General features: G+C 42.3%; 8 protein-coding genes. 7 read left to right on the top strand and 1 reads right to left on the bottom strand.

Annotation, left to right across the window (positions count from 1 at the left end; genetic code table 11):
- The first annotated feature begins 8 nt into the window (after positions 1 to 8).
- Genes LZG71_RS25405 through LZG71_RS25390 form a run of 4 tightly spaced genes read left to right on the top strand, consistent with a single transcriptional unit; the run spans position 9 to position 5532 of the window.
- On the top strand, positions 9 to 947 hold the full coding sequence (locus LZG71_RS25405; RefSeq protein WP_233825254.1) for an ROK family protein: 939 nt from the start codon (positions 9 to 11) through the stop codon (positions 945 to 947).
- Positions 944 to 2704 (top strand): class I mannose-6-phosphate isomerase, encoded by a 1761-nt coding sequence (locus LZG71_RS25400; protein ID WP_233825252.1) that lies wholly within the window; start codon positions 944 to 946, stop codon positions 2702 to 2704. Before LZG71_RS25405 ends, LZG71_RS25400 begins: the two co-directional genes overlap by 4 nt.
- Positions 2705 to 2727: 23 nt before the next feature.
- Positions 2728 to 4710, top strand: coding sequence for a sialate O-acetylesterase (locus tag LZG71_RS25395; protein ID WP_233825250.1), 1983 nt, complete (start codon positions 2728 to 2730; stop codon positions 4708 to 4710).
- A 60-nt stretch (positions 4711 to 4770) separates the two neighbouring features.
- Positions 4771 to 5532 (top strand): GntR family transcriptional regulator, encoded by a 762-nt coding sequence (locus tag LZG71_RS25390; protein WP_233825248.1) that lies wholly within the window; start codon positions 4771 to 4773, stop codon positions 5530 to 5532.
- Between the two features lie 562 nt (positions 5533 to 6094).
- Here the strand turns inward: LZG71_RS25390 and LZG71_RS25385 are convergent.
- Positions 6095 to 6310 carry a hypothetical protein gene (locus tag LZG71_RS25385; RefSeq protein WP_233825246.1) on the bottom strand — a complete coding sequence of 72 codons (216 nt, stop codon included), beginning with the start codon at positions 6308 to 6310 and terminating at the stop codon, positions 6095 to 6097.
- A 114-nt stretch (positions 6311 to 6424) separates the two neighbouring features.
- Between LZG71_RS25385 and LZG71_RS25380 the strand changes: the two genes are divergently transcribed.
- The 3 genes from LZG71_RS25380 to LZG71_RS25370 all read left to right on the top strand — a co-directional run bounded on the left by LZG71_RS25380 (position 6425) and on the right by LZG71_RS25370 (position 11513).
- Positions 6425 to 7477, top strand: a complete 1053-nt coding sequence (locus LZG71_RS25380; protein WP_233825244.1) for a serine hydrolase — start codon at positions 6425 to 6427, stop codon at positions 7475 to 7477.
- A gap of 497 nt (positions 7478 to 7974) precedes the next feature.
- A complete protein-coding gene (gene phnD / locus LZG71_RS25375; RefSeq protein WP_233825242.1) occupies positions 7975 to 9987 on the top strand; it encodes a phosphate/phosphite/phosphonate ABC transporter substrate-binding protein in 2013 nt (670 codons plus the stop codon).
- A 50-nt stretch (positions 9988 to 10037) separates the two neighbouring features.
- Positions 10038 to 11513, top strand: coding sequence for a sigma-54 dependent transcriptional regulator (locus tag LZG71_RS25370; RefSeq protein ID WP_233825240.1), 1476 nt, complete (start codon positions 10038 to 10040; stop codon positions 11511 to 11513).
- Positions 11514 to 11717: the final 204 nt, after the last annotated feature.

Below are 11717 nucleotides of genomic sequence, written 5' to 3'. Positions count from 1 at the left end.
ATGATGATATGAAAGAAGTATTTGCAGGTATTGATTTTGGAGGTACCAGAATAAAGATCGCACTCATTTTTGAGAATAAAATTCTTGTAGAGAGAAACATTGAGGCTGCATCTCAGCAAACCTTTGAAGAGCGGCTCGCTGACATTGCCCTGGAAATAAAGGATTTATTACCGGGTACTGATTTTAAAGTTTCAGGAATCGGATTTGCCTTTCCGGGAATTGTCAATTTTCAAACCAATGTCATTCTTTCCAAATATGTAAAATATCCCGGAGCAGAGAATATTGATTTAAATGCCTGGGCAACTGCAAATTTTGGTGTACCGTTGGTCATAGAAAATGATGCAAGAGCCGCGCTGATAGGAGAATGGAAACATGGAGCTGGCGTTGGTAGCTCGGATCTGGTGCTGGTTACACTGGGAACAGGTGTAGGAACTGGCGTGCTTGTGAATGGCGTTCCACTTCGCGGCAAGAATTTTATCGCAGGCAATCTGGGAGGGCACACCACAATCAATTTTGAAGGTAATGTCTGCAATTGTGGAAACATTGGCTGTGTAGAAAGCGAAAGTTCTACCTGGGTATTGACAGAGATAGCTCGAAAATCCCCAGACTTTTTAAGCAGTAAACTGTCTCAGGTGGAAGTGATTGACTTCAAGAACCTGTTTCAGCTTTCGGAAGCGGGGGATTCGCTGGCTATTGAACTTAAAAACCGTTGCCTTAAAGTATGGGCTTTGTGTGTGATCAATCTTGTACATGCATATGATCCTGAGAAGGTAATTTTTGGAGGAGGAATTATGAAAAGCAGCCACATTATCCTGCCTTACATCAAAGAAATGATTGACAAACACGCCTGGATAAATTCAGCAGATGTAGCGTTGATTGAAGCATTTCAGTTGGAAAGCGCCGGGATACTAGGGGTATATGAATTATTTAAACAAAAATATAAATGATGGTTTCCAATTACGAAAAATTTCCATTTGTAGAAGTAAGCAAGTCCGGCGATAAATGTGTGGTTGGATGGCAAAATATTGTCAATGAAATTAAAGATTTGATTCGTGCCAAAAGCAAAAATAGAACCATTGTCGGGATTGATCTTTACCACGGCGTACAGGCCGATCAGGTTCGCTCAGCAATAACGGAATACCTGAAACCTGATGTAATTATCAATACCAATGACTTTTTGAAAAGTGTGGATGAAATTCAGGAAATGGTGTATCCATTCGTGACCGACGACCAGATTTTTGGAAAAATGAACAGTCTGCAAATCTCGGATTTCTTCGATCTGGAAAAAGTAAATAATGAAAGAGAAGCAGTTGCTGAGTCAGGTTCCGGAACTGTGGTCATTTATGGTGAAGGTGCAGCCCTATTTGCAGATTGTGATGTACTGATTTATGTGGATTTGGCAAGATGGGAGATTCAGAAAAGAATGAAACGAAACGAGGTGGGCAACTTTGGAACGGATAACCTCGACGAAAGTTTTGCTCTAAAATACAAACAAGCCTACTTCCTTGACTGGCGGGTTCTGGATCGCCATAAAGTGGCTTTTTTTGACCAAATAGATTATTTTGTTGATGCGAATGTATCAGAACAAGCTAAAATGATCAGTGCCGAGGATTACAACGCAGGTCTGGATGCAGCCGTGAAACAGCCATTCAGAGTGGTTCCCTTCTTTGATCCTGGACCATGGGGTGGACAATGGTTAAAGGAAGTTGTGGATCTGGATCGAACAGAAGTGAACTTTGCCTGGGGATTCGACTGTGTACCCGAAGAAAACAGTCTGCTTTTCAAATTTGGTGAACATACCTTCGAGCTTCCATCGATTAACCTGGTTTTGAAACGACCAGAGCAACTACTCGGAAAATCGGTTTATGATGTTTTTGGAGCTGAATTCCCAATCCGTTTCGATTTTCTGGACACCATGGACGGCGGCAATCTGAGTTTACAGGTGCATCCAACCAAAGCGTATATCAAAGAGCACTTTGGCATGGATTACACTCAGGATGAAAGCTATTATTTTTTGGAGGCGGAGGAAGACGCCTGTGTTTATCTGGGCACCAAAAAGGATGTCGACAGCGAAGGAATGATAGCCGAGCTGGAAGAAGCACAAAAGGGAATCAGTGATTTTGATGCGGATAAGTATGTAAATAAGATGTCTGTCAAAAAACATGATCATATTTTAATCCCTGCCGGAACCATACATTGCTCCGGTAAAAACGCGGTCGTTTTAGAGATCTCTGCAACACCCTACATCTTCACTTTTAAATTGTGGGACTGGGGTAGATTGGGACTGGATGGTTTACCCCGCCCGATTAATATTGAGCACGGCAAAAAGGTAATTGACTGGACACGTGACGACGCCTGGGTGAAGGAAAATCTTTTTAATAACATTACGGAGATATCAAAGAACGAACATGTGAAGGAGGAGTCGACGGGATTATATCAAACGCAGTTTATTGAGACAAGAAGACATTGGTTCGATGATACTGTTGTGCACCAAACCAATGGTAACCTGAACGTGGTAAATTTGGTGGAAGGCGAAGAGGTGATAATAGAAAGTCCCGATAATCGGTTCGAACCCCAAATTATTCATTACGCTGAAACCTTTATTGTACCTGCAAATGTGGATGTTTACACGGTGCGTCCATATGGGAAATCAACTGGGAAGAAATGTGCAACGGTTAAAGCGTACGTAAGGGAGGGAATTTAAATCAGTATCAAATTACGTTTTGTATGTCCGGTTTTAAAAAATCCTGTCTGTTTTTCCAACTGCTGATGCTGGTTTCCGTATCAGCAGTTGGTCAGGTTAAAATGCCACAGATCTTTCAAAATAATATGGTTCTGCAAAGAGATAAACCTATTACTGTGTGGGGATGGGCGAAACCCGGTGAAGAAGTGATTGTGAAACTAGGCTCAGATCAAAAGGCGGTTAGGACCGACGGAAATGGTAAATGGCTGGTGAAAATGAATGCCGTGCCAGCAGGAGGACCTTATACCTTGCACATAAGCAGCAGCAATTCCATCAGTTTTGAAAATGTACTTATTGGTGACGTCTGGATTTGTGGAGGGCAGTCAAATATGCAATGGAAGGTTAAACAGACCGGATTTAAAGAAACAGATAGTTCGCTGATCAAGTCCAACCGAATCAGACTTTTTACAGTACTGACAGAAATGGATTACCAGCCAAGAACAGACCTCAAAGGCATTGGCTGGCAGGAACTGAGCTGGAATAATATTGAAGAGTTTTCGGCAGTGGCTTACCACTTTGGTAAAAAACTGAATAAGGATCTGGATGTACCCATCGGGCTTGTCAGTGACAACCTGGGGGCTACTTCTGTTGAAACCTGGATGAGTAATGAGTCTCTCCTTCAATTTCCTGTATTTCAGGAGGAGATGAAAGAAACAGTAAGTACCGGAAAGAGTTTCCTACAGTTGTATGCAGATTTTGAGACCTATAAGAAAAAGTGGTATCACAAGCACTATTACCGTGGAGAGGGTGTAGATCAGAAATGGTACTTGCCGGAGACCGACTTTTCGGATTGGAAACCCATTAATCTTGCAGGAAATACCTGGGAACAGGAACCTGACCTTAAAGATTTTGATGGGGCGGTATGGGTAAAGACAAGTTTTGATTTTGATAAAAGCAAACACCAGGATTCGCTTAACATCCAGTTATTACAAATTGATAATTATGACATTACCTGGGTAAACGGCGTCAAAATAGGAGAGACCTTCGGCAACCACAATCACCGTAACTACAAAGTTCCTGTGTCAATATTAAAACCAACGGGTAATGTTTTAGTAGTAAGAATTTTTGATACAGGAGGTATTGGCGGATTTACGACTTCTCCGTTTTGGGGCAATTCTATTTTGTGGGGAAAATGGTTTTACAAAAAAGGACTGAGTATTGATCCTGCAAAATTCCCGAAACCGGTTGTCCCTAACACAACGCCCTTTTCTTCACCCAGCGTACTGTTTAATGCCAACATAGCTCCTTTGGCCAATTTGGTTGTAAAGGGTGTAATCTGGTATCAGGGAGAAGCCAATGCGGATCGGGCTGAGGAATATGGGGCTCTGTTTCCGGCGATGATTGGTAGCTGGCGAAAGAATTGGAATGATGAAAATCTGCCGTTTATCTTCGTGCAACTTGCCAACTATATGAAGGAAAAGCAGGAGCCGGAGGAGAGTGCCTGGGCAGAATTAAGGGAAGCTCAGGCGAAGACATTAACGCTACCTTACACTGGCATGGTAACTGCTATTGATGTTGGCGAAGCCGCTGATATTCATCCGAAAAATAAGGAAGATGTCGGCAAACGCTTGGCTGTTGCTGCACTAAAAGTGGCTTACAAAAAGCAGATTGACGGACAAGGGCCGACATATAGTAAAATGAGTGTAAAAGGAAAGGAGGTTGCTTTGAATTTTACCAATATCACCGGGGGGATTTACACGACCGATAAATATGGTTATGTAAAAGGTTTTCAGATTGCTGGCAAAGAGGGAAAGTTTGTATGGGCGATGGCAAGAATTACAGGAGATCAGGTGATTGTCAGCTCAGATCAGATTAATGAACCTGTTGCAGTAAGGTATGCCTGGAGTGATAATCCTGGGGAGCTGAACTTGCTTAACAAGGAAGGTTTGCCTGCTGTGCCATTTCGGACAGACGACTGGAAAGGAATAACCGATGGTAAGAAGTTTCAAAGTGGTCCCCGTTTTTAGAATTCATGTGCGGATTTGGGAGGAAAGACTTAAATTGTGAGCTTAATATAGACCTGACGCATGGAAATTGAAAATAGTGAAGAAGTAGCTCAATTGGAATTTAAGATAGATCACAGCAGCCCATTGCCGTTGCACGTTCAGGTTGAAAGCCTTCTAAGGACGCTGATAGATTTGCCCGAGTACAAAAACGGTAAAATGCTTCCTAAGGAAGTGGAACTGGCAAAGCGTCTTGGAATATCCCGAAATACAATAAGACAGGCTACCAATAAGCTAAAAAATGAAAATCTTCTAGAGCGCAAAAAAGGTGTGGGAACCCGCACCATAAAAAACACGGTCAGTACAAAATTGGTGAATTGGGTAAGTTTTAGCTCCGAGATGAATTCTCAGGGAATGGACTTTCACAACTATAAAATAAAAGTGGATTGGGTTAAAGCCAGCACAGAGGTTGCTGATATGCTGCGCATCCAGAAAGACAAAGAAGTACTCCGTCTCGAAAGGGTCAGGGGATTGCAGGACGGGCCATTTGTTTTGTTCGTTTCTTATTTTCATCCGCGTGTTGGTCTAACAGGCAAGGAAGATTTTTCGAGACATTTGTATGAAATCCTTGAACATGAATATGCAACCGTACCTTTTGTTTCCAAAGAGCAGATCAAAGCAATTGGAGCTGATGAAGTCGTTGCTCACGAGTTGAAAATACACAAAGGGTCACCTGTTTTGTTCCGAAAGAGGTTAGTGCTTGATCCTGGTGAAAGACCAATAGAATACAATCTTGGCTATTATCGTGGAGACAGCTTTACCTATGAGATTGATATCAATCGCTAGGTAGAGGAAATTAACCGAACTTCACTGCAAACAAAATGGCCCGGGAAGATCTTCTTAGGCTAAGAGTTTTCTTGTTTTAATGCCATTATATTTGTGAGGTCGTCGGAAATTTACCATCCAGTTGATGCCAAGCTCCTGAAATTAGCCCATCACCGCACAACTTATTGTATTCCCAGAAGGTATAAAGGTCTCCCAGTTAGACCCTTTGCCCCAAATAAGACCTGTTACCGTTAGTGTATGGTCGACTTGCTTAGAGATGAGAAACTTCAACATGTCCAGGCACTTACTTTCTGTTCTGATTTCCCGTATGATATAAAAAAAGGTATATTTCCTCCAAAGCCTGGATGTAACTCTTGAAGGACTGACCTCGGGTGTACATATTTATTAACTCGTAAATCAACGGTCGGCCCTCTACTGTTTGGTTTGGGTTAAACCATTGTCAAAACATTTCCTAATTCCGTCAACAGAATGAATGCCGAAGTCAGTGATGATTTTATTTAAATAATCACTAGACTAAAAATCTGGTATTCGCTTGCAACCAGGGAAATTTCAGTGCACATGATTACTGTTTCTTTTTTTTCGGTTTTGGCATTGGTAGCTTCTTCTCAGAAATCCGTACCAGTTCGCTGAGCCATTTCCTGTTCTCAATTTTCTCTTCAATGAGAAAACTTGATTTTGCCCCTTCGTAGGCAGGTGCTTCAAGTAAATCATCACCTATAAATTTCCTTCCGGTGATTGCAGTTAGTTTTTCTATACTTTTGAATTTGAAACTGCGCAAAACATTACGATGATTGATAAGCGTTGCCGGATATTTGGCAAATTTAAGAAAGCGGTCTTTAGGAAAGGTGCGTCAAGATCATAACAATAAATCAAATATAGTTAATCTAAATTAATGAAAAGTATCTTTCTTCTGACTTCTCTTGTCGCCCTTTTCTTTACTTCCAGCAACTCTTTCGGACAGCAAAAAGGCAACTATGCAGTAAAAATCGATAGTTTGCTGCAAGCCACAAATCCAAGAAATTTTAACGGCGTAGTTTTCATCCAACAAAATGGAAAGGAAAAATATTCGAAAGCTTACGGTCATGGAAATTTCGATAAAAAGACACCTTTGAAAATTTCCGACAGGTTCTCGACCATGTCCATTGCCAAGCAGATTACCGCTACACTTGTTTTGCAAGAAGTGGAAAAAGGAAGCATCGATTTAAAAACACCAATTCGCAAATACCTGCCTGATTTTAAATACACCTGGGCAGACACGGTTACAGTACACCATTTGCTCAATAACACTTCCGGATTGTGGAGCGAAAACATGGACAAACCCTTGAAATTCAATCCGGGAGCGGCTTTCAGTTATTCCAACGTTGGCTATTACGTTGCAGGACTTGTTCTTGAAAAGCAAAGTGGGAAGAGCTTTGAAGAGCTGGTAACGGCTTTATTCAAAAAGTGTAAAATGAATAACAGTTATTATCCGAATGAAACAGCAAGCAAAAATTTGACCAACGGACATACCATCAAAAAAGACGGCGGTTTCCAGCTCAACGAACAATTGAGTTTTGATGCTCACAATTTTTTTGGGAGCCATTTGATCGTTACAGCACCCGATTTGGCAAAATGGAATGAATGTTTACACGGCGGAAAATTACTAAAACCGGCTACATACAAAATGATGACCAGTTATGTAATCACCAATACGCACCAGCTTTTCAGCGAAACGCCGATTGGGTATGGATATGGTTTGCGGATCAATGATAAAGGCAGCATCAATGAAATCGGACATACAGGCTTTCATCCAAGTGAAGGGTTTACGGCGGTCAATATATATTATCCTAAAACCAAAACCAGCGTGATTGTAATGGAAAATCAAGCCAATGAGAATTTTGATATTGCCTATTATTTCGAGCAGGAAATCAGGAAGATTGCCAGGGAAAGTGAACTTGTGAAATAATATTGTAGATGAAAAGACCAGTAGCAGTAAAAGTTGCTTCGCGAAGATTTCACTGCTATTGACCACACCACCTTAATAAACACACTCTTTTAACACAGTTAAGCCTCGAGCGTCAATGTTCCGGGCTTTTCTTTTGTCAGGCTTTCTGACAAATTACTATGGATAGTTAAATTTGAGATTCGGCATATCGCTCCTTACCCGATGTATGACTCAACTGCCTTGGCCGGATCGAATAGCCCGTGTACATCATCACTTGTTTTTTCGGTATGTATAGCAACCCTGCGTCATTTTCGTAATAGCAGTCAACAGGATCGGTCGCTGATGTTTCACCACGCCGACAACTTTCACTAACATCTGCATTTTGTATGAATTCAGGTCGAATCTGTTAATGCTTCAACCTATTCCGATTACCTACTGATATCATAACACAACGTTTGGTAAATGTTTTGAAAGACTTAATTAAATTGCATAATCAGTTTCTCGAAATTCTCTAAGTGATGATTCACAAGCTCATTTTGATGTTTAAAGTCTGTATAATCTTATTTTCTGTTTCTTCACTTGCATATTCTAAGACCGATACACTCAGGATCACGGGCTCTTCCTATTTTGATGAAAAAAGAACACAGATTTTAAGTCAATACATTTCTTCGAAGTTAAAAGTACCTGTCAAATATGAAAATATTGTATCCACCAAACGGATGCATACACTGCTCAGGCAGGGGCAGGTAGACCTGGCGATGATGAATACCTTTCAGTATGTGTTTGCCAAAAGCGATAGTATAAAAAACATTGAACCCTTCATGATTTTGGGCGACAGCGCTGGTAAGGCAAAAACCTACCGTAGTTGTCTGATTGTCGCTCCGTCAAGCAGTTACCGAAATATTCAGGAGGTTATAAATGATGCTGCTCATATTAGCCTGGACTTCGCGTACGTCTCATCTACATCGGGGCATATTGTGCCAAGAATGAAACTTGCTGCTTTAAACATTCCATATCCCGAAGCGCAGTTTGCGAGTATTCATTATTCAGGTGGGCATTTGGAGGCCATACAATCCGTTCTTGAGAAACGGGCCGACGCTGCTTTCGTTTCTTATGATGATCTGATCAATTTCGAGCTGACCGGAAAAGTTGGAAAAGATGCCGTCAGAGTCGTATGGACATCCGAGCCGATTACGCAAAGTCCTGTTGTCATTCGAAGTAACCTTCCGAAAAGTCTAAAAAAAGATCTTCGCAATCTTTTTCTGAATCTTCATCACGACAATCCTGCTGTATGGCGTCACGTTCAGGAAAACTGGGGTGCCGTGGATCCTGCCCGTTTCATGGATGCAACTGCGGCCGACTTTGTGTCGGTGCAGCAGGCGGCAGATAAGGTTGGAAAGCTTGTTTACTTTTTGAACTACTATGAAGAACGGCTTGCTCAGCAAGCGCAGGAGCTAACAAAAGGAGACCAATTGATCGGCAGACAGCAGACCGCAATCACGAAGCAAAAGACCATTCTCGATCAGCAGATCATTCAGATCAAAACACAAACATTTTCTCTGTATTTACTGGGTCTGGTGGTCTTGGGAATTATTGCAATCATTGTCGTGATCACGCAGGCGAGCCGGTCGAAGCAAAAGCTGAATGATGCCCTCACTACTAAAAATGAAGAACTCGAACATGCGGTATACGACCTGAGTATTGCCCAGGACAAACTTGTTCATTCCGAAAAAATGGCTTCCCTCGGTCTTCTGACCGCAGGCATCGCGCATGAGATCAACAATCCGGTTAACTTTATTTTTTCCGGTATAAATGGTCTTGAAAAGAACATGAAAGCGCTGATGAATGTGGTGGCCGAATACGAAAAGGCGGAGCACTTAACTTCGGATCAGCTTGCAATTCAGCGAGAGAAAATAGCGGAGATAAAGCGTAAAAACCGATACGATGCTGTAAAGGAGAGTCTGGCAGAATTTATCGTTGGCATACGGATCGGTGCCAAACGCACCGCCGATATTGTGAGCGGACTCAGAAATTTTGCGCGTACAGATGAGTCGGAACGTACACAGGCCCACGTGCACGATTGCCTGGATTCGACGCTTGTATTGCTTCACTTTAAACTCAAACAGGCGGGTATTGAACTTGTTAAAAAGTACGATGAGCGCGTTCCGGAAATGCTCTGTTATCCGGGTCCGCTCAACCAGGCCTTTATGAATTTGTTTACAAATGCTATCCAGGCGATTGAAGCCCGCACTGATCAAATCAGCAGTCGCATTGAGTTAAAAACCACTCAAAAAGATGAAATGGTTGAGATTGTGATCAGCGACAATGGGATAGGTATTCCGCAGAATATTATTGCGAAAATCTTTGATCCTTTTTTCACGACAAAACAGGTTGGAGAGGGTACCGGTCTTGGTTTGTCGATCACTTATGGTATTATCCAAAAGCATCAGGGGACTCTTGAAGTTAAGACCGAAGTAGGGGTGGGAACCACCTTTTTTATCTGTTTGCCTACAAACTTAATACTGACGTAATTTAAGAAAGCAGATCGATTCCTATGTTTAATATTTATTAACTAATGAGCATGGATCAGAAGTCTTATACCATTTTGTACGTTGACGATGAAGAAATCAATCTGACTTTCTTCTCGGCCACTTTTTCCTGGGAATACAATGTCATTACTGCCTTATCCGCGGCAGATGCGATCAGACTTTTTCAGGAAAATGAAGTGGACCTGGTCGTCGCCGATCAAAGGATGCCCGGTATGTCGGGTGTTGAATTTTTTGAGCATATATATGGTCTCAATCCGGAGCCGGCGCGTATACTACTTACGGGTTACGGAGACCTTGAAACAATTATTCAGGCAGTAAACCAGGGCAAGATTTTTCATTTTTTTCAAAAACCATGGGTTGAAGAAGACCTGATAGCTGCGTTCGAAAGGGCTTTGAAAATCCGCACGTTGCAGCGGGAAAACGCAGACCTGATTGCACATTTGAAAAAATCAAATGATGACCTGAGTCAAGCACTCGGGGAAGTGGAATCGCTGACAATACTGCTTGAAGAAGAGAACCAATTGTTACGTGAAGAGGTCAATGATAATTTTAACTTCGATGATATCGTTAGCAACAGCGTAAATTTTCAGGAAATTCTTCAGCGAACGGCCCGGGTGGCTGCCACTGAGGCAACAGTACTGATTACCGGTGAAACTGGTACGGGAAAAGAGTTGCTGGCAAGGGCCGTTCACCGGCTGAGTAAGCGCAGGCAGAAGCCGTTTATTAAGATAAATTGTGCCGCTCTGCCCATACAGCTCATTGAAAGTGAATTGTTTGGACATGAAAAAGGTGCTTTCACCGGAGCCATATCCTCCCGTCCCGGTCGCTTTGAGCTGGCACACCAGGGTACAATATTCCTTGATGAGATCGGTGATTTTCCGCTAGAATTACAAGCCAAGCTGTTGCGCGTTTTGCAGGAGGGCGAGTTTGACCGGCTAGGCGCAACAAAAACTACCAAAGTGGATGTTCGCGTGATCGCAGCCACACATGTTGATCTGGATTCAGCTGTTCGTCAGGGAAAGTTTCGCGCCGACTTGTTTTACAGACTTAATGTCTTTCCCATTCACACGCCTCCCCTAAGAGAAAGAAAAGAAGATATTCCCATGCTGGTGAGGCATTTTGTGCGAAAATACGCGCTCAAAAATGGGAAAGTAATCCGCCGTATCTCAAAAAAAACCTATCATATTTTACAGGCACATCACTGGCCGGGTAACATCCGCGAGCTCGAAAATGTGGTAGAACGTGGCGTGATCATGAGTAAAACCGATAAGTTCAAGATGCAACCGGATGAGCTTTGGTCAATGCCTGTGAGTAGCAGGACTAATAATGGCGCGATTCAATCTTTGGATGAAAACGAGCGTTTACACATCATCCGCGCTTTGCAGCAGACAAGCTGGCGTGTAACCGGCGATCAGGGTGCTGCCCGCCTTCTTCAGATAAACGAGCGCACACTGCAGTCTCGCATCCGGAAATTGGAGATCAAAAGACCGAAAGAGATTGATGATTAATCATCAGCATTTTTGTATTTAAATTCGTCGTCTTATCCGGGCATTGCTGCAACTATTCCAACAAGTCCTGATTAGGAAAAAATATAATAGCACTTTGCCTCTATTTACCTGAATCGTTTCAACTATTTGAACATCTGTACATTATCTGAATGTTTCCCTGGGAGGGGTAAGGTTTAGTTTTTGACTAAATATCATCAAATAAGG

Source organism: Dyadobacter sp. CY312 (assembly GCF_021390535.1).
Classification (GTDB): domain Bacteria; phylum Bacteroidota; class Bacteroidia; order Cytophagales; family Spirosomataceae; genus Dyadobacter.
The sequence above is the reverse complement of the archived record's forward strand: the minus strand, read 5'-3'. Positions and strand labels throughout refer to the sequence as shown.